17 protein-coding genes are annotated in these 20,783 nt (G+C 41.8%); 4 read left to right on the forward strand and 13 right to left on the reverse strand.

The window, feature by feature from the left end:
- The first annotated feature begins 200 nt into the window (after nt 1–200).
- Nucleotides 201–1,094 (forward strand): NAD(P)-dependent oxidoreductase, encoded by an 894-nt coding sequence (locus NQ117_RS09770; protein ID WP_258278217.1) that lies wholly within the window; start codon nt 201–203, stop codon nt 1,092–1,094.
- Between the two features lie 122 nt (nt 1,095–1,216).
- Here NQ117_RS09770 and NQ117_RS24165 read toward each other — a convergent pair whose 3' ends face one another.
- The 7 genes from NQ117_RS24165 to NQ117_RS09800 all read right to left on the reverse strand — a co-directional run bounded on the left by NQ117_RS24165 (nt 1,217) and on the right by NQ117_RS09800 (nt 9,382).
- Nucleotides 1,217–1,843, reverse strand: coding sequence for a TraX family protein (locus tag NQ117_RS24165; protein WP_375163034.1), 627 nt, complete (start codon nt 1,841–1,843; stop codon nt 1,217–1,219).
- A 19-nt stretch (nt 1,844–1,862) separates the two neighbouring features.
- Nucleotides 1,863–3,026 (reverse strand): hypothetical protein, encoded by a 1,164-nt coding sequence (locus NQ117_RS09775; RefSeq protein ID WP_258277764.1) that lies wholly within the window; start codon nt 3,024–3,026, stop codon nt 1,863–1,865.
- A 75-nt stretch (nt 3,027–3,101) separates the two neighbouring features.
- Entirely contained in the window at nt 3,102–3,977 is an 876-nt protein-coding gene (locus NQ117_RS09780; protein WP_258277765.1) for a hypothetical protein, read from the reverse strand.
- Nucleotides 3,978–3,993: 16 nt separating this feature from the next.
- Nucleotides 3,994–4,785, reverse strand: a complete 792-nt coding sequence (locus NQ117_RS09785; protein ID WP_258277766.1) for a S8 family peptidase — start codon at nt 4,783–4,785, stop codon at nt 3,994–3,996.
- Between the two features lie 599 nt (nt 4,786–5,384).
- Complete coding sequence (ppnP, locus tag NQ117_RS09790; RefSeq protein WP_258278218.1) at nt 5,385–5,702, reverse strand: pyrimidine/purine nucleoside phosphorylase; 318 nt, start codon at nt 5,700–5,702, stop codon at nt 5,385–5,387.
- 264 nt (nt 5,703–5,966) lie between these two features.
- Nucleotides 5,967–7,985 (reverse strand): transketolase, encoded by a 2,019-nt coding sequence (gene tkt / locus NQ117_RS09795; RefSeq protein WP_258277767.1) that lies wholly within the window; start codon nt 7,983–7,985, stop codon nt 5,967–5,969.
- 374 nt (nt 7,986–8,359) lie between these two features.
- Entirely contained in the window at nt 8,360–9,382 is a 1,023-nt protein-coding gene (locus NQ117_RS09800) for a tripartite tricarboxylate transporter substrate binding protein (protein ID WP_375163035.1), read from the reverse strand.
- 237 nt (nt 9,383–9,619) lie between these two features.
- Between NQ117_RS09800 and NQ117_RS09805 the strand changes: the two genes are divergently transcribed.
- The gene (locus NQ117_RS09805) at nt 9,620–10,813 is read left to right on the forward strand and encodes an MFS transporter (protein WP_258277768.1); all 1,194 of its coding nucleotides are present in this window, start codon (nt 9,620–9,622) and stop codon (nt 10,811–10,813) included.
- A 492-nt stretch (nt 10,814–11,305) separates the two neighbouring features.
- Here NQ117_RS09805 and purU read toward each other — a convergent pair whose 3' ends face one another.
- Together purU and NQ117_RS09815 are read right to left on the reverse strand one after the other, a co-directional pair.
- Nucleotides 11,306–12,211, reverse strand: a complete 906-nt coding sequence (gene purU / locus NQ117_RS09810) for a formyltetrahydrofolate deformylase (protein ID WP_258277769.1) — start codon at nt 12,209–12,211, stop codon at nt 11,306–11,308.
- A gap of 24 nt (nt 12,212–12,235) precedes the next feature.
- Nucleotides 12,236–13,360, reverse strand: coding sequence for a deoxyribonuclease IV (locus tag NQ117_RS09815; RefSeq protein WP_258277770.1), 1,125 nt, complete (start codon nt 13,358–13,360; stop codon nt 12,236–12,238).
- 122 nt (nt 13,361–13,482) lie between these two features.
- Between NQ117_RS09815 and NQ117_RS09820 the strand changes: the two genes are divergently transcribed.
- Both NQ117_RS09820 and NQ117_RS09825 read left to right on the forward strand, forming a co-directional pair.
- A complete protein-coding gene (locus tag NQ117_RS09820) occupies nt 13,483–13,953 on the forward strand; it encodes a DUF2621 domain-containing protein (protein ID WP_258277771.1) in 471 nt (156 codons plus the stop codon).
- 144 nt (nt 13,954–14,097) lie between these two features.
- A complete protein-coding gene (locus NQ117_RS09825) occupies nt 14,098–14,997 on the forward strand; it encodes a TIGR01777 family oxidoreductase (protein ID WP_258278220.1) in 900 nt (299 codons plus the stop codon).
- 110 nt (nt 14,998–15,107) lie between these two features.
- Here the strand turns inward: NQ117_RS09825 and NQ117_RS09830 are convergent, their stop codons facing one another.
- Genes NQ117_RS09830 through NQ117_RS09845 form a run of 4 tightly spaced genes read right to left on the reverse strand, consistent with a single transcriptional unit; the run spans nt 15,108 to nt 20,695 of the window.
- A complete protein-coding gene (locus NQ117_RS09830) occupies nt 15,108–16,832 on the reverse strand; it encodes a DUF6382 and FHA domain-containing protein (protein ID WP_258277772.1) in 1,725 nt (574 codons plus the stop codon).
- A gap of 52 nt (nt 16,833–16,884) precedes the next feature.
- A complete protein-coding gene (locus NQ117_RS09835) occupies nt 16,885–17,397 on the reverse strand; it encodes an A24 family peptidase (protein ID WP_258277773.1) in 513 nt (170 codons plus the stop codon).
- A 12-nt stretch (nt 17,398–17,409) separates the two neighbouring features.
- Complete coding sequence (locus NQ117_RS09840) at nt 17,410–18,456, reverse strand: AAA family ATPase (RefSeq protein ID WP_258277774.1); 1,047 nt, start codon at nt 18,454–18,456, stop codon at nt 17,410–17,412.
- Nucleotides 18,413–20,695, reverse strand: a complete 2,283-nt coding sequence (locus tag NQ117_RS09845) for a TadE/TadG family type IV pilus assembly protein (RefSeq protein WP_258277775.1) — start codon at nt 20,693–20,695, stop codon at nt 18,413–18,415. The genes NQ117_RS09840 and NQ117_RS09845 overlap by 44 nt, the downstream gene beginning before the upstream one ends.
- Between the last annotated feature and the right edge of the window lie 88 nt (nt 20,696–20,783).

Raw genomic sequence — 20,783 nt, forward strand, 5'->3', positions numbered from 1 at the left:
ATTTAAAGTACCCGAAAATAATCGTACATGCAGGAGAAGATGTTCTTACCTGATATAAGTTTGAGTATACGATGACAAGCTATGTTACTATAGATGTAAATTCATATCGAATGCCTAATTACAATGTAGTTTATTTATCGTCATGCTGTACGTTTTCTATATAAGAAAGCTGTCATACAAATACAACGAGGTGACCAATGATGAAAAAGGTAGCTGTACTTGGTATGGGCACAATGGGCGCCCCTATGTCACGCAACTTGCTGGAAAAAGGATTTGAAGTAATCGTCTATAATCGAACGATAGAAAAAACGACCCCACTGGCAGCATTGGGAGCATCTGTAGCCATAACTCCTAGGCAAGCTGCTGCAGAAGCAGACGTTGTAATAAGCATGGTCAGTGATGATACATCTATTACTCATATTTATGATGGTCCAGACGGAATTCTGGCAGGATTGCGTCCTGGCACGTATATTATCGACAGCAGCACCATTTCGCCAACACTCGTAACGCGATTAGCTGCCGATTGCGCTGCAAAATCTTCAGTATTCCTTGACGCACCTGTAACGGGTAGCAAGCCTGCCGCAGAAGCTGGAACCCTGCTGTTTATGGTTGGCGGTGAATCTGCTGATCTAGAGGCAGTTCGTCCTATATTAGAAGCAATGGGCAGTAGAATTGTTCATATGGGCGCAACAGGTAACGGATCGATTACGAAGCTTGCCCATAATGCCATTGTCGGCATTAACAACGCTGCTCTAGCCGAGGGATTCTCTATTGTCGCGAAAACAGGAGTGAATCCAAGTGCCTTTTTGGAAGTTGTGCAAAATGGAAGTGCTGGCAGTAAGGCTGCTGATCTCAAGGGGCAAAAAATCGTAGATGGAAACTTTGACAATCAGTTTTCCTTACAATTAATCCTTAAAGATTTGAAGCTCGCTTCCGTATTAACGGATTCGATTCAAACGCCAACACCAATGCTGGAGGCTGCGAAGAATATGTTCCAAATCGGACATGCTTCCGGTTATGGAGAAGAGGATCTTTCCGCTGTTGTTAAAGTATACGAACAGTGGCTTGGTCATCCGATTAACGATAAGAGGTAAATGGAACCGCGGATATTTCGTGAAAAACCGAATAGGTGGGGGCCCGCCATTATGGCTTGTGCCCCTAACCACCTCAATGAAAGCAAGACCTTTCATTAAAAGCAACTAAATAATCGTAAAAGCTATTTTATTAACTGTTTGAGAACTATCAGTATTATCATATGTACGGGATAAAAGGAGTATTGAATTATTTTATTAATCCTAAACTTCATAAATCTATTTCTAAAAATAAAAATAACTATTATTGAAAATAAAGATAAAAGTTGCATTTTGTCAAATTGATAAGACGAAATACCTTGCAGAATAAACAAAGTTTGAAATAATATAATCCATATAACATTTTTAATTTTATGAAAAATGACTATTGTTGCTATCCCATATATGCCATATTCAAAATTCATCTGTACAGAAACAAAACAAATGAAAGTTATCAATAACATCTTTATTGGGATACTCCATCTTGTCGCGAGTATTTTCAAAACGAACAAGCCAGCTAATAAAGTAAAACATACATTTAAATAATTAACTTGAAAGAGTAACCCATATGGAACTTGAGAAATGATTGCTAACAGCAATATCCTCATGGCATATTTCCTAAAATTATTAGTCCTCGAAAATCCTTTAACTATACCATAGGCGAATAGAGGAAACGCTAATCGCCCAACAATCGCTAATAATATTTCATCAGGAAAGAAAGTTTTCCCCACATGATCAAGTAACATCGCAACATATGCAATTATTTTTATCATAAATTAATACCTTCAGCAACTACTTTGACAAGAGTATCAAAGTGTTGTTTTCATAGTCATACTGGTATTCTGTTGCATAAAAAATGGAGACTTCATCAAGCTCTTTGATCTCAAATAAAAGTTGGTCCTCATTTATCTTACTAAAAGTAATGCAACTTTCTTCATCTAAGTAGAGTGGGAATTTTTCTCCGATTACAATTGTTTTTTCTTTAGTGAATGAATACCACTCGCCCGTATGATCTTCATTTCGATCCTCTATGACTCCATAAATATCGTTTCCTTCAACCCTTATACTCCAAAATAACTCTGCTACTTCATATAATTTTTCTACTTTTTCTTCGTTTAGATCTGCGCAGAAAATAGCTGTTGAATTGGTTTCGAAGTTTTCAGCAACATATAGCATCTTTTCCTGTTTGAACTCTAGAATGTCTACTGTCTCGTGTAGGTCAAATGTTTTGTTTATGACGTCGTGTAGTTGTCGTTTATGGATTATGCTGTCCATAACATCACTCGTTTTAATGACCCTTATACTTTCTTCACCCATATTGTCATAATCTAGCGCGGACTTCTTATACCTTTTCCAACCTTTTCTTCTTTCATGGGAAGAAAACATCCTACCTAATTTAACTACCATATGCTTTCCTTCATTTACAACACAACAGCGTTCATAGTCAAAGAGAGCAATCAAGTCACTATGGGTATCACTTGTCGCGGTATAATAGGATTTCTCGAGAGAATCGATCAGAATGACATGTGAATGAGTATGAACATAACTGTTAGGACCATAATTCGGTAACAGCAACAAACAATACCTATCGCCTAAGTTGAATAATTTGGCACCCCACATATAGCTCATTTTATTAAACGGTTCAGTAAAGTTGATCGAAACGATTAACTCCTCACTTACATCATTCAATGCAAGTTTACTTACTATTATCGAATTTCCAACGAAACTTGCAGTATATAAATAAGACTGATAATCATGATTACTAACTTTATGAATTTCATTCGTAAACACATGGGAGTGAGCTCTTTGAGTGTCTCTATTTATGACGTCTACTGTGGGATAATAAGCACTTGATTCGCCGAGCACATACTCTGGAATAACATAAAATCGATTTATTTTTTGATCAGGAATCGACATCGTTACTTCCTGATCTTTAATCTTAATTATATTTATCATAGTTTCTCCTCTATTTAACTTGAATTATAGGTCCCAATTTAATTAAATTGGGACCTAATCTCTTAAATAATTCTCTTAGTAATTATAGTGGAAGATATGAGCTGCTTGTTTTGTTTTATTCTTCACAGGATGATAATGGTGGTAATACCCATCACTGCCGTCTTGATGGGTGTGACCATGCCCCTTAGGAGGAGTATGTCCTACATAGGGCAACCCTGCTACTTTTGTTCCGTCACCGGCTTTCGTAGCCAAATGAATTGCCTTCGTAAAACTTTTACAAAATACATCTTTACCTTCTTGTACCCTTTTTATAGCTTCTTTTTCACTAATAGCTTCATCAACACCAACATCTACGGCACTATGGAATATCACCGCAGTATAATAATCCGCATCTCCATTACGGATTAAATCAGCCGATTCTTTTGCGGATACATAATCAATTCCATCTTTTTTAAAAATTTTCTTGTTTTTTTGAAGCATTTTAATTACATCATCACCAAGTCTCAGGAAAATCCTAACAATCCCAGCTTGAGCGGTTACCATATCCTCATTATCAGATATTTTGTATTCTTGATTTGTTGTAGTATCTGTAATGATTGCTGTAAAGTTCTCTTCAGAAGCATCTACTACTTTTACATCAAAATATGTAACATTGTCTTCTGTTTGTGCAGAGCTTCTAAAATTTAGAACGAAACTTTCAGTAATAAAATCTTGTTTAAGTACCTCTTTAAGCGTAATTTTCCCATCTGTTCTATCTAGTGTACCATAAAGTTCATCTCCATTATCTCGAACCACCACTTCCATGGCATTTTGGTCATCTCTCAGAACCTGAATCACACCATCTGAATGTTCACCTTGTGCAAAGACATTAGTTCCAAAGATAGTCATAAGCATACACATAGTAAGAACAAAAGCTATAGGCGATTTAATTTTCTGTAGAAAATATTTCATGAAATGTTCAACTCCATTAATATGATTTTATAAATCTAATAAATCCCTCACCGTAAATGTTATCTCTACCTACATTACCTAAGTCAAAAGAATACTTTTTTAATGCTTTGTCTAATTCTTTCTTAATATCTTTTTGCGGAATGCCTGCTTTTTTGAAGGTTTGTAGAGTTAAAGCTATAAAACCGGTGATGTGAGGTGCAGCAACAGAGTTACCACTGTAATACTGATAGCTCCCATTTAAGGAAGTAGAAATAATGCTTACTCCGGGTGCGCTATAATCAATTTTACCTATTGGTGCTAATTCACTAATTTGAAATTTCTCGTTAACTGATGTAACTGAAAATACATTTGGATAGGAAGCAGGATATCCTACGGGGCCTTTTGAAGAATTGTTAGCAGCTGCAACAACAATAATACCCTCATTAATTGCCTTATCAATGGCCTTTTTGAGTTGTGGTTTATTAAGATTAATAGCGAAGCTCATATTAATGATGTCTATATCATTAGTAATACACCAGTCTATTCCCTTAACGATGTCATCAATATTCCCCTCATTAAATTTATCTAGCACTTTAACAGGGTATAATTCTACATCTGGTGCAATGCCAACTACACCTATATTGTTATTTTTCGCCACTATTACACCTGCAACAAGTGTCCCATGACCTGTTTCATCCTGAATGGGTTCGCTTGGTTCAATAGCGTTATAACCTTTTTTCATACCTAATAAGTCAGGATGATTATAATCAACACCACTGTCCATAACAGCAACTTTGATACCTGACCCAGTTATACCTTGGGACCACATTAAAGGGACTCCCATTTCTTGTATTGCCCATTGAGTTGTTTGGCTATTAGAAAGAACTTGTAGATCAATTTTTTCAGATGCTCGATCGCGGAATAATAAGTGAAGACACACAATTGATAAAACTATGATTAGTAGACTGAAGAGTAAGTAAATGAATCTCCTTATAAACATTTTAATAATCATACCCTTATATAAATCTTCCCCCTTACTTAAATGGTGATTACTGTAAATGCTCGTAACGTTTATCAATATATATTAGAATGTTCATATGTTCAATGAATAAAATATTGCTTTTCTTACAAACGAGCATAAAAAAGATATTATTATCCAATTCTATCGATTAACCATATTCAAACTTTTCGATAGCAAAAAATCGCCTCTCTATTATTAAGAAAAAAAGCGAGTTTTAAAACCAAATTATCCGGCAATAATCCCAACAAAAAAAGATGAGAAAAGTGTATAAACGTAAGCGATGCATTTCTGCGATATAAAAACAAACAACGGTAACACAATGCACGGAATGAAGCCCACGAAATACTAACACTTACGAAAAAACAGCCTGCTCGGAAGTATCCGAACAAGCTGTTTCTTTGTTGCTGTTATTTTACAATGTAGGAGCAGCAGTAATCGGTCACCACATGTACGACCAGTTTAAAGCTTGCATGAGCTGGCACAGTGAATGCCCCCGTACCATCGATGTGGATCCATTCGTCACTACCTGGCAGAAGTACGTCGAGTCGTCCTGATGTTATTTCCATTAGTTCCTCTACGTCAGTGCCGAATTCATACTCACCAGGCATCATAATGCCAAGCGTCTTCTTCGTTCCGTCACCAAACAGTACCGTACGGCTTGTAACTTTACCGTCAAAGTAAATGTTAGCCGCCTTCACAACGGTAACTTGCTCGAATTGAACCACTGATTGCAAATTTGACTGCAATTGTTGCGAATGTTCGTCTGACTGAGCTATCCGCTGTGCTTGCATTTGTGCTTCTACTGATGCATTCGTGTTTGACATCGAATACCACTCCCCCATATGCCATTTTTTAGAAGTGATTCAACAAGTCAGCTTTTGATCATGAAGTGGCACAGGAAGTAAATCAGCATCGAATCTTACAACTTTCTCGGTGCTGAAAAGCTGACTATCTGAATTTCCATTTAGAAATCAATCAAAAAATGAAACTTACAGCAATCCTTTAACGCGGCTTACTACGTTCTCAACTGTAAAGCCATATTCGCTCATTACGCGGTCGCCAGGTGCAGAAGCGCCGAATGTAGAAATAGCAAGGATGCTTCCTTTGTCTCCTACATAGCGATCCCAACCGAATGGATGACCCATTTCAACTGCAAGACGCGCTTTAACTTCTGGAAGCAATACGGAATCTTTGTATTCCTGAGATTGCTTGTCGAATAGATCCCAGCTCGGCATACTGATAACGCGAACTTGGATACCCTCTTCTGCCAATGCCGCTTGTGCACGAACAGCTAGCTGTACTTCAGAACCAGTTGCAAGAATTTGCGCTTGTGGTTTGCCGTCTTTTGCATCAGACACTACATAAGCACCACGCTTGATACCTTCACGAGCATTTTCAACGGAACCTTCCAAGATCGGCAAGTTTTGACGAGTAAGCACAAGTGCTACTGGATTCGCTTTGTTCTCAACCGCATATGCCCATGCCGCAGAAGTTTCGTTAGCATCAGCTGGACGAATCACTGTCAAGTTCGGAATAACGCGGATAGAAGCCAATTGCTCGATCGGCTCATGCGTAGGACCGTCTTCACCAACAGCGATACTGTCATGCGTCAATACATAAGTTACAGGCAAGTTCATCAATGCAGAGAGACGAACTGCTGGACGCAAGTAATCTGTAAATACGAAGAACGTACCACCGAATACTTTAACGCCGCCATGCAATTGCATACCGTTCATAGCTGCAGCCATTGCGAATTCACGAACACCGAAGTAGATGTTGCGGCCATCGTATTGGCTTGCATGGAATACAGGAAGACCTTTCAAATGCGTCATCGTAGAGCTTTCCAAGTCAGCAGAACCGCCTGTTAGGTAAGGTACGTTTGGAGCAAGGCCGTTTAATGCATTACCAGAAGCAACACGAGTAGAAACTGCGCTGTCGCCTACTTGGTATTTCGGAAGATTAGCATCCCAGTCAGCTGGAAGCTCGCCAGCAGCAGCAATCTTGAATTGCTTAGCAAGCTCCGGATGAGCTTTCTCATAGCTGTCAACAAGTGCATCCCACTCGTTGTTCGCAACGATACCAGGTTGCTTAATTGCTTCGTTAAAGTGAGCATAGATTTCTTCAGGAACGAAGAATGGCTCATGCTCCCATTGGTAGTACTCTTTCGTCAATTGTGCTTCGTCAGCACCAAGCGGAGAACCGTGCGTACCGCCATGGCCGCCTTTACCTTGCTTGTTCGGACTTCCGTATCCGATTACGGTCTTCACTTCGATAAGTGTTGGCTTGCTTGTCTCAGCCTTAGCTGCTTGAACCGCTGCTTCGATAGCAGCAAAGTCGTTGCCGTCTTCAACAAGAAGTGTTTGCCAGCCGTAAGCGTCAAAGCGTTGACGTACGTTCTCACTGAAGGACAAGTTCAACTCGCCATCAAGGGAGATATCGTTTGAATCATATAGAACAACCAATTTGCCAAGCTTCATATGACCTGCCATGGAAGCTGCTTCATGAGAAATACCTTCCATCAAGTCGCCATCGCCGCAAATTGCATAAGTATGATGATCAATTACATTGAAACTTTCACGGTTATAAGTAGCACCCATTTGTGCTTCAGCCATAGCCATACCAACTGCCATCGCGATACCTTGACCCAATGGACCTGTTGTAGCATCTACACCAGCAGTATGTCCGAATTCTGGGTGGCCAGGAGTCTTGCTTCCCCATTGACGGAAGTTCTTAATATCGTCGATAGATAGGTCATAGCCGCTCAAGTGAAGCAAGCTGTATAACAGCATCGAGCCGTGTCCTGCGGACAAGACAAAACGGTCACGGTTAATCCAAGTTGGGTTAGCCGGGTTGTGTGTCATCGCCTTCGCGAATAGATGGTACCCCATTGGAGCCGCACCCATTGGCATACCTGGGTGTCCGGATTTAGCTTTCTCAATTGCGTCAATTGCCAGCGTACGAATCGCTGCAACAGAGCGTGCATCAAGGTTAGATTGCGCTGCTGTCATTATTGATTTCCTCCTTCTATGTCTACAAGATTCCAGCAATATAGGGGACTCGTATACACGATGACCCATAACATTTTGCATTATTGTACCATTAGTTGATTCGCTTTTCCACTTCAAAGTGTTAATAAATATGTCGTTTTGACAAATTCACTTTGATAAAGTCAATTATACCTTATTACATTTGATTTGGCTACTCGTTTATCGTTTTCTGGGGCGACCTCTAATATACGAACATTTTTACGCACACTGAGAAATAAAAAGGCTGCTCACGATGTGAAAGCAGCCTTAGAGTAATATTGCCTTTTCACAAACATGGACACCATGGGTGGCATGGGCGGCATGATGTAACTTCTAATACAGATGCGTGCATTTTCCTATTTCAACATATCCAATGATTTGAGAATCTCTTGAACCAGCTTCTCCTGCTCTCCAAGGAATGCTTTGAAGTCTGCTGAATTTTTATAGCCATTTTCCCAACCGTTCGCTTCGAGCTCTTTTTTCCATTCTTCCGTTTCAGAAAGCTGTTTAATCTTTTCTTCCCAATACTTCACGTGGTTCACATCCATATCTTTTTGACCAAACAACCCTCGCCAAATAACGAACTCTGCATCAATACCTTGCTCCTTATAAGTAGGAATGTCTTTAAACTCGCCAGGCAAGCGCTCAGGAGCAGAGATGCCAAGCACTCTTACTTGTCCAGCTTCAATATATTCGCTCAATCCAGAAATATCAGAAGCAAGTACGTTCGCAGTACCACCGAGCAGCGCAGTCAGCGCCTCTCCACCACCGTCATACGAAATAAACTTAATTGTCTTCGGATCGACACCCGCTTTATAGGCAGGGAGCATCGCAATCAAATGATCTTGAGACCCTGGCGCAGAGCCGCCAGCCAAAATAACGGAATCAGGATTAGATTTTAAGTCGGCTATTAAAGAAGGCAAATCCTTATACTTCGAATCTACCGGAACCGCAATGGCCCCATAGTCTTTCGTGAGTTGGGCGAGTGGTGTTAAATCTTTATGGGAATACGGGCTTGTGCCCTCTCTTTTATAATGATTGATGATGATGGGAGCAGAAGGCAGGAACAACTTGTACGGGTCATTCTTGTCCTTTGTTATGTAATCAGCGAGGCCGACTGCTTGTCCTCCTCCAGGTCTATTTTCTACGAGAATAGCTTGTTCTACCAATTTCGTGTTTGCCAAGGATTTGGATAATGCGCGAGCCGTCAAATCCAATCCCCCTCCAGCACCTGAAGGAGCTACAATTGTAAAGGGCTTATCAGGATATTTCGCAGTTGAAGAGCTTGATCCACTAGAAGAGCAGGCAGCAGTAGTTAACATGACAACAGTGACCATCAAGGAAACCCACCAAAAACGCTTGTTTCGATTCATTTTCATTCATCCTCCTCAATTTAAGTGCATGCTTCACTTCTTTGATAGCGCTTTCATAAGTTTGGATTGATGATAGCACATTTGAAAATAATTCCAAGTATTTTGTTCATTTTGAACATAAGTGTTTTAAAAATAATATATTTCTTTTTGTTCACGATTCATTTCAAGCCTTGGACGATCTTGAGAGTGCTATAATCTTGCTATATACAAAAAATCACATTCATCAGACAAGGTGTGTTGCAGATGGCTCTTCTCATACGTATTTACGCCATTATATTTGGAATGGAAACAATGCTGTACATGACTCGTCCTGTCATCTCCCTACTCGGCACCCAGCTTGGGGCTAGCACATTCGATATCGGAATGCTGACCGCTTCGTATGCTTTTTTGCCCGTTATATTTGCTATTTACCTTGGTAAAATGACAGATCGCATCGGGGATAAAATCCCTAATATAGCGGGTGTCATAGGAATGATGGTCGGCTTGTCTTTACCTTATGTTTGGCCTTCATTGACTGCTCTATATATTTCACAAATGATTATTGGCATTGCGCGAATTATGGTGACCATTTCGCTTCAAAATATGGTCGGGCGGATTGCCTCCCCCGCACAACGCGATCAATACTACGGTTGGTTCAGCATGTCTGTAGCCTTAGGCGGTGTGTTCGGTCCTGTACTTGGAGGGTATATAGCCCACAATACTTCTTATGTACATACTTTCTTTATCTCCGTGCTAGTCGGCATCATCCCATTCCTACTATGTTGGTTTATACCTACTCAAATGGGAGAGCGCTCATTGCCATCTTTAAATCACGCCAAGACAAATCGTCCAGATACAAGCACAGGCGGATCTTTTAGTTTACTTCGAAGCTCAACATTACGCAAAGCTCTATTGTCGAGCGCTCTAGTTTTATATTCTCGAGATATCTTTGTCGCCTACTTCCCTCTTCTGGGAGCGGAATGGGGGATGTCTGACATTGGGATCGGATGGATCATCGCCATTCAAAGTATGGCAATGGTAGCCGTTCGCCTGTTCCTATCTCCATTAACAAAAAGATACAGCAGAGAGGTTGTTCTCATTGGCTCCATCCTTACTGCTGGCATAGCATTTATGCTCGTCCCACTTACGAGCCCATTTATTTTAATGGCAATCATAAGTGCAGCAATGGGTCTGGGACTTGGCTGCGGGCAGCCGTTATCGATGACTACTATATTTAATGCGTCTCCACCTGATCGTACAGGTGAAGTTCTTGGATTACGCTTAATGTCCAATCGTTTATCACAGATGATCGCCCCCTTATTTTTCGGCTTTATTGGGGCATCCGCTGGCATCGCTTCTGTATTTTATTTAAGCGGTATCTTTCTTATCGGGGGAGCACTCGTTACTCGCACACCTTCTCCTAAAATTGAGAGGGCAGATCAAGGTAGAGGAATATAATCCCTTGTTCGGAGTTCCGAGCAAGATTGAATGAAATGAAAACAAGTCCAGCACCTACAAAATAGGGCTGGACTTGTTTATATGTGTAAAGTCGTTTTCTGTGCTGAATGTCCGTTTTATTCAAAGAGGAAGCATATTTTGTCGTTCTGCTTTAGGTCTGCAATCTTTGCATAGGCCAACGATAGTACTATTTTCTCTTGCATAAAAAATCAACTTTTGGGATGGAGTTTTACAAAAGGAACATTTTTGTCCTGTCTGTTGCAATGGCTTAGCCTTCGTGCGTTGCGTAATTGAAATGACGTTTGTCCGAGAACGCGCTCTCCGCTTCATGACCATTATACCGTACACGACAGCTGCGACGGCACATACAATAACAAAAAACCATAAAACTGACAAGCAATCTCCCCCTTCCCTATTTAGCCAAATAAAGAGCCGGACGATCTTATAAACTGTTCGCCCGGCCCCGTATTTAAAACTAATTCTTACTTGCTGCTAGTTGAAGACAACGGTCTTGTTCTGATGAACGAGAACACGATCCTCAGCATGCCATTGAACGGCACGCGCTAATACGACGCGCTCAATCGTACGGCCAATTCGCTTCAATTCACTTACATCCGCACTGTGTGTAACACGGCCAACGTCTTGCTCGATGATCGGACCGCCGTCCAATTCCTCTGTAACGAAGTGAGCCGTTGCTCCGATCAGTTTCACCCCGCGGGTGTAAGCTTGATGGTACGGCTTACCGCCAACGAACGCTGGAAGGAACGAATGATGGATATTAATAATTTGGTTCCTATATACCTCAATAAATCGAGGAGAAATAATTTGCATATAGCGTGCCAAAATAATGACATCTGCTTTTCCTTCTACAAGCTCAATCTGGCGACGCTCCGCTTCTGCTTTCGTATCAGGCGTAACTGGAATGTGGTGATATGGAATGCCAAACGACTCAACGTAATCGCGCATGTCATTATGGTTACTAATAACCATCACAATCTCAGCATCCAAATCCCCTGCCTGCCACTGCCATAGCAATTCAACAAGACAATGATCTTCCTTAGAAACAAAGATAGCAAGACGTTTTTTATCACATACTCGCGTAATGCGCCATTGCATTTCGAACGATTCCGCAATCGTTGAAAAGTCCTTCTTCAACTGTGCAAGACGCTCCCCAAGCTCAGTCATATCAAATTCGATGCGCATAAAGAACATACCGCCATCTGGGTCCATCGTATATTGATCTGATTGAACAATGTTTGCATCATGCTCGAACAAAAACTTAGAAACCGCTGCTACAATTCCCGCCCGGTCAGGACAAGAGATAAGCATTCTGCCGCGATTCATACGCTCTTTGTCTGCCTCCAGACGAGCTTGCGTCATTGTATGTTGATGTATCATGTATTTCTCCCCCACTGGATCTTCTTATTTAGAAATGACTTTGTCCCCAGCAAACCAAACACTCAAACGTTGATTCACTTCTTCTTCCGACAGTTCAGGGAATAATCCAGCTGCTATAATTGTGTCATATAGACGCTCCATCGGCTCACGCGGGTCAGCTTTGCGCGCCTTTGCATCGGACTTAATTACATCCCAAGTATCCAAAACGAAGCCACGACGATCGAGGCCTTCCTTGTTCATCAAGCTGTCGATACGCTCTACATCTTCGATGATCGATGCACCAAAGCGCTCCAATACATTGCCGCGCAGAAGCGCGATCTCAGCTTCATACATCGGGCGTTGTTTCTTTGGATCTTTACCAATCCATGGCGTCTCCAAAATAAATGGACGTCCTTGCAGCGCTTCATGATGAACGATGCGATGGATGCCTTCAAACCCAATCCATCCTGCTCCAACTGGTGCGTGACGGTCTTTGCGGGCTCCTGTTGGATTTTTGCTGTCATTCAAGTGTACAACTGCAATTCTTTCCAAGCCGACAAGGCGATCAAACTCAGCTAATACACCGTCCAGATCATTAACGAGGTCATACCCTGCATCATGTACGTGGCAAGTATCTAAACAAACGGTCAAACGATTGTTCAATTGCACTCTGTCGATAATGGTAGCAAGCTCCTCAAAGCTGCGGCCCATTTCTGTACCTTTGCCCGCCATCGTCTCCAATGCAATATTTACATCCGTATCCTGTGTGTTATTCAATACTTCATTAAGTCCTTCCGCAATGCGGGCAAGACCGTATTCTGCGTCCTTATCCGTATATGCACCAGGGTGAAGAACGATTTGCTTCACTCCAATTTGATGAGTACGACGAATTTCTTCTTGCAGGAAGTTCACAGCCAACTCGAACGTGTCAGGCTTGTACGAACCAAGATTAATAATATACGGAGCATGAACGACGATTTCTTCGACGCCGATTTTCTCCATAAGCTGCTTGCCTTCTTCAATATATAGTGACTCGATAGGTTTGCGTCTTGTATTCTGAGGTGCACCTGTGTATATCATGAACGAGCTGGAGCCGTATGAAGCAGCTTCCTTTGTCGCTGTAAGCAATCCTTTATCCGAGAATGATACGTGAGAGCCAATTTTCAGCATAATACAACTCCTTTATCAACTAATTGTACCTATTTTACAGGTTATATCGAAATAAATCTAGGAATGCGGTATAATTCGAAGAGTCATATGTAAATTCAGGAAATTCACAAGAGGTGAGCCTAATGCACATCATGTATTCTTTATTTCCTTTAGCAGCAACTCGGCCTAGTGACGGGTTTCTCAACACGATCACATTATGGACGTTTATTCTAGTCGGTCTCATGGCCATTGGCGGCTACTTTATGTTTCGCAAATTTCTTAAAGTTCTCCCCATGCGCGATGGCAAGTCGAAGCTCGATTGGCAGAATTATTGGGTAGAACGCAGTCGTCCATTATGGACAGAAGAGTCCAAAGCACTATTGAATCTATTTGTTGAACCTGTACCCAACGCATTTCGAGACATAGCCAAGCATACAATTGCCGCAAAAATTGGCCAGCTTGCGGTGGAAAGCGGTGCAGCACAGGTGACACACAATCATTGTGTAGAAGGCTACATCAAGGCTACCCCTAAACGGGATTACAAATACCTAGTTAAGAACTTGAGGCAACATAATATTGATTACAGTGCTTATGAGCATTTACTGCAACAATAATTTTATCAAGTAGATATGCGCTTATTAGCATATCTACTTTTTTGTTGTGATAGACTGTAACAAATACTAGAATTTGGTGCAACGTTTTCGGAATTGGTTATGAAGCTAATATCATAATCGTTAGGGAGTTGGTGTCAGTTGAAAATGTTACTTAGCGGCGGTACAGGTTTAATTGGGACGAAGTTAGCGGAAAAATGGCTGCACGAAGGACATGAAGTCATCATACTAACCCGCTCTATGCCAGCCGTTGACAACTCATCTCGTACACGCCAACCATTTTATCTCACATGGTCTCAGCTAGCTCAAATGCCAGCAATTGCAGACGATGTAGACGTTGTTGTCAATTTGGCAGGCGAAACGATTAACCAGCGATGGAATGAAAATGCAAAAGAACGAATACGTAAATCTCGTCTCGAGCCTACAAGACAAATATCGGACTGGGCCGCTAAGCGCCATCGAACACTGCCTCTATTGATTTCCGCTTCTGGCTCATCCGTATACGGCAGCTCTAAAAGCGATAGGTTTGACGAGATGTCCCCTCCAGCAGGACAGGATTTCTTATCCGATGTCGTTCGACAATGGGAAGCAGCAGCCGATCAAGTACCCGCACAACGCACAGTGAAACTTCGTATCGCTCCTGTACTTTCCTCAGAAGGAGGAGCCTTACAGAAAATATTGCTGCCATATCGATTCGGCGTCGGTGGGCGGTTAGGCAGCGGACAACAACCTTTCTCTTGGATTCATATTGATGATATCATTCGTTTAATCGACTATATCGCTCATGACAAATCTATATGCGGCGTGATAAACGCCAGCGCTCCCGAATCTGTAACAAATGAAGAATTCGGCCGTAAGATTAGCAGCATCTATCAAAAGCCTCATTGGCTTCCTATGCCTGCAGCCGCATTGAAGTTAATGCTTGGCGAAATGTCCATTCTAGTGTTGGAAGGGCAACATGTATTCCCTATGAAAGCGCTCCAGCACGGATTCAAATTCCGATATCCAACTGTGGAAAAAGCGCTTCTTGCCTTGAAAGAAAAATAGGATGGCTTCGCCCCCCCTAAATCTCAATCCATATTCAAACATCATTTAACATAACAAAGAAGCCCTGCACAGTAATTAGCTAACACGCAGGGCTTCACAAAACTGATTCTTCAACGAACGTGCAATACTCTGGGTGTACGTACTTTTTTCATACTTACCCGATACACATAATCAATAATTCGAATACGATCCCCTTCTTGGAGCGGATACTTTTTATATGGAATCAGCATATCATTTTGCAGTTCAGTTCCATTTTTAGAACCTAAATCTTGAATGACATACTGATCGTCTTGCTTATTTAATTCACAGTGCATCTTTGAAATACCCATTAAAGATAATGCAAGATGAACTCCTTGTGCTCCGCGTCCAATTATGAATGGCCACTCTGTAATCGTAATTGTCTCTTCAATGGTTTGCTCGTCGGAAGCAAGACGTTCAAGTGCAAATATGATTGGTGCATTAGCGGCCAGTTCCCCAGCAGAGGAATCAAGCAACGTCGTTGCATCAAATTGGCCGCCACTCATCAAGGTCGTATGTTCTGAAATATCATCATAATGAGATGAGAGCGAGACTGGCTCCTGTGAGCGAATTGGCCGTACAACTGTTGCTGAAATGGGGCCGCTTTGTATTTTTTCATTAGTGGGCGTTGTGGAAGACAACACGGTTGACGGCAACTCTACCGATGCAAAATCAGGAAGCATACCTGTCGCAGGTGTGACAGTCCACCTTTTCTTTACGCTCTTAGCTTTGTCACGATTATTGGCACTTCGGAACCAATTCACCATTCCTAAGAACCAGCCTTTCCACCATGCGAATCCCATAAATAAAGCTACTGCTGTAGCAGAGGAACTTAAAAAAATACCAATGGAATCACGACTCTCCATATAACCAAATTTCCAACCAAGCACAGAAATCATTATTGCAATACCCGATCCAATGATGGGCGACTGTGTTTCTAGCGGTTGAAGCTCACCGCTATCATCTTCAGTATCAGGTTCCGGCCATGCAAGCTGATTCCGATACTGCAGCTCAGCAGAATCTAACTGATCGGATGAATTTATGTCTGCATCCAGCTTGTAGTCATTCATTGCATGCGTGGTAGTCGTTTGATTAGGCGTGTATCTATCATTCCTAACATGCGAATCTCTAGATGCAGTAGATAAAGCGTCTCTATCAGTCATATGATTAAACTGCGAACGCCCCGATATAGTTCCCTCAGAAACAGCCGTACCACTATGCCATGTACTCGAATCAACCAATGGTTTAGATATAGCCACCTGGACGAATTGACGTACTTGAGTAATGGAATAACTACCGTCGTGCAACATACGAACCATCTGATGAAAGGTATCCCCTTGCCAAGTTGACACACTGCCTGATAGTTGGATGGCAAGGCGGCATATACTTTCCATCATACTGTTCTCATGCAATGGCGCTTGTATTGGAATATAAGGCACATGCAGAACGCCCTGTGCAATGCCCCCTTCTATGAAGATAAATTGTTCATGAAGCAGCAATTGATTCGGATGCAGCATGTATGATCGACAGTCTTCAACCATTCGCATCAACTGTAGTAGCCACTCATACAGCTGCATTTCTGTTAACTTCTCACTACGAAATAACTGTTGGAGCATTTTTTTACCGCTAATATCGAAATAGAGTTCTACATTAAAATCGATTTCTCGCACATCAAGGGTAAGCATCTGTGGAATAGGGTGCCGCTGCATCATCTTAATGGCATGCATATCCAACTCATCTGACCGTATCGCTGGGTCTCGAATAACTTTCATCATTACTTTACCGTCATGAACAAAATCCGCCTTATACCCGTACACAGTTGAACTCCTTTCTCGCTCTCAACTTGCTCCTCAAACACCATATCGACTGTTACACAGTATAAAAAGGAAATGAATATACCGTTACAGCTGCTGGAGCGACCGCGATCATAAATGGAAATGTAGCTGGTTGACGAATTACATCCTTAATCGGCTCAATAGATTTTAATCCAATGAGCTGAAAACAAGAGCGCAACAACCTTTTGCCTAATGTTCGATATTGATATAACAAAATAACTAGTGCAATTATCCCTCCATATAGGATTGAGAGCATAAAGGTATCCCAGATGAACCCCCCTCCCATCCATGCACCCAATGCAGCAAAAAATTTCACGTCGCCTGCCCCTACTGTCCGTATCACATATAATAAAAACAAAGGAAAAAAGCCAATCAATATACCCTTAAACACAAATAATAATCCATCCATTCCGGTCATAATCGAGTGAAACAGCAGAGCACTAACAACAGCGGTTACAGTAAGATAATTCGGTATGATTCGCTTCCGCACATCCGTGACACACGCAAAAACAACTAACAGAGCCCCTATCATATCAGCACCATTCAAATGTCCCTCACCTCACTTTACTTTTTTCTCGACATCGAACATCATCGTACTAGAACGCCCATCAGCAGTTCGAACTTCCAGCTTCCATGTTCCTGGCTTGGTATTCCCTGATATATGCCAAGTCCAATTAATATTTCCGTTGGCATCAGCTTCGGCCCAACCGACATGCTTAGCCTCGCTTGTTCCGCTCTTCCAATAGACGATAAGCTCTACCCGCTCATTCGGCTCAACTTTGGCATCCAGGCTTGCTTTCCCTCCTGGGTGAAGCGGCTGCGGAGATAACGTTCCCAATTGAGGTGGTGGTTTATCTTGTGCTGATCCATCCTGTCCGTTAGTTAAGTTGGGAGGAGGACCATCCCCAATCCATACTCGCTCAGACGCTCGCGCAGTTAACGTCACTTTCTGCATCGTGAAAGGTACCCTCATCGGCAAATCATATTCGATTTGCAGTGAAATAAAGGGAGACTGTTTGCTCTTGATGTCGGGGAGCTTCAAATGCGTTACTCGTATTCGGTCAGCGACCAGTACATTTTGAATGCCGTATCTCGCCAAGAGCGGTTGAAACATCGCCTGCCCAGCAGATGCTTGTATTTGTTCGCCTAGATTATGAACCTGACTGCCAACCCACTCCTTACCGGAGCTTATCCAACTAGATACAGGCTCAGGCAGCGATGCTCCAAATGTATTTACAAATTCAGTGATGAGAAGCTGAGCATTAGCGATTGGAGGCTTGGACATGACTCTCCCGATTGGCCCCATCTCCCATACAGGCGGAATCGCTTCCGCTGCTAAAGCCACTGGATACATATGTGTCGCTACTTGCTTTACACTATTCGTTGCTGCAGACTGTAAAGCCGTGGAAATGACAGCGGCCTGTATCATATAAATAAAGAAAAGAAATAACAGCAATACCATAGGCAGCAGCAACGCCGCTTCAACAATAATGCTTCCATTCTCATTAGCACGAGATAATAGACGTCGTTTCGGGTAAAGGGACCGTACCTGCAGTCGATGACTAATAAGAAAATACAGATGTTTTACTACTCTCGTACTTTCCATTAACAACCTGCCCTCCTAACATCCCGCTATGCCCCAGAAGCTTCATCAGCCCTGGCAAAAACCATAGTTTCATCCTCGTCCTCAATTGAGTCTCTGCATAAGTTCCGCTTGTTGTAGGATCTGTACCTGTGTTGTAGTGAATAAGCCCCAACATACGCAGCATCATATCTTCCCGATCCCCATGAGCCATCATAAAGATCCGTAAATGGTCCGAATAAGTAAGCTTTATATTCGGTGTATATTTAGACAAGGGGATTTGGTTTACAGTTACTAACAATTGCATGTCTATAATGGTTTGTGTAATCCCATACAATATTGCTGCAGCAGTAATGAGCAGCGGATGAACGAGATGTCTATTTTCCACAAACCCCTCCATTGTTCGAATAGCTAATCGAGTAGCAAATATTTCACCATAGGCAGCTGCAATATTGCTAAAATGATGATCAAAACCATATAAAATATATTCCAGCTCTTGATTGTGAACGCCTAACGATTCGACAACGCTATTCGGTATATTCACTCCTGAAGTCATAATGGACTGAAGCTTGGTAGGATCATAGGAAGTAAAATACAAAAACGAATATTCATTGCGATACATTCGATCTCTACCACTTACTAAAATATCTCCCATTCCATTAAACAACGTCGTCATAAAATTCATAGATTCTGAACTCGCCTCACTAGCATCCTTACTATGTTTAGGAATACCAGCTTGCTTCGTTGCCTCAGACGCATTGAATTGGCGTATGGCTTCAACTTTCTTTCGAACATCAGTAAAACCTTCCTTGTTCGCTTCAATCTGATTACCCAAGTTGGTCAAACTGGACAATAATGCGGCTGCCTCCATCATCTTCTGATCCGCCACTTTTTTGGTACGAGCAATTTCACTGTCTTTCGCTTTAAGCTCTGCCAACTCAGCTGCACGTTTATCAACCAAATTAGACAGGGCCACGTAGTCTTTATCGTATTGCTTCCATTGCTGGGCCATATTGAACACCGATTGAGCTAGAGGAAGTTTAGTGCCCCCCCCTCCTAATGACTGTCCAACTAAGGAAGAGTAGCCTTTAATGCGATCATCCAAATTACTAACTAGCGTCTTTTGTTGAATTAGTTCACGGTCATATTCAATAAAGAACTGATCTCTCATTACAAGTTGATCCGCAGACTGTCTTATTTGATTAAGCACGTCTGCCTGAGAAGTAGTACTTCCCGGTTGAGTAGGAACATTCGCACCACCAACTTGACTATAGCCGGGAGGGGGTGAATTAAGACGAGCTTGAAGTACGATTGTGCTCATCTGACTATTAATCGATCTTGCTTCCTCCAGATTCGTAATGGAGCGATTAACAAAGGTCTGATGCCTATTCTTCATGTACTCTGACATTTGCTTTAGTTCAAGTGTGGTTGATTTTGCATCATTTTCATAATCTTTGATTTCACTCTGATACTGTTTTTCCTTTTCTATAACATCTCTATCTAATCTATATTTTTCAACATAATCGTTATACTGCATTGCAATATCTGCCGCTGTATTTATAGTTCCAATTGGATTATCAAAGATATGCTGGGGATTATAGAACGCTTGAATCCCGTCAATAATTTTTGTATCTAGTTGCGCATCCGAAAACGCAACACGGGCGGCTTTTTGATCTCGAATGACTTTATCCAATAAATGATTACGTTTGGTGTACATTTTCTCTAATTTTTGCATTAGATCCATTACTTGCGAAGCTTCACCCATAGCATTCGCCATCGGCTTCATTCTCCCGAATATTTCATATCCGAGCTGAACAGGAGCTTTATATTTCATGTCTTCCATAATTTGGTGCTCAAACTCTTCCAAATGCCCAAGTGGACGAGTCACCCCCGTAGAATGACCGTCCACTTCGAGCTGTACCCATGAAAAAGAATTCTGAGATTGCTTAGGTACATGTTGACGAAGAACTTCCTCCACGATTAACGCAGGTTCTGTCTCACCGTACGCAAACAATCCATAGCGCTGCTGCAAAACAGGATCAAAAGCCGACATAACTGAGCGAGCTGCGGATTGAGCAATTACTTCCGAACGCCATTCCATTGCTGCAATTCGTGCATAGTCTATGAATACCGTCATGACCGTGAATATGACCATAACGATAAATATTAAAAAAATAGACACTGCTCCCTTCTGGCGCTTCCAGAACCGTCTTCCTAGTATGCAGAATTTGCGTACTTGTTTCGCCAAGTGTGTACCGTTCATTAACACTGCCCCCTACTTATCCGTTCAACAAAAAGAACCCCGATCAAGAATCAAGAATGCTATCACACTTACAATTAAAAATATGTCC

The organism is Paenibacillus sp. SC116 (assembly GCF_024733555.1).
Classification (GTDB): domain Bacteria; phylum Bacillota; class Bacilli; order Paenibacillales; family Paenibacillaceae; genus Paenibacillus_B.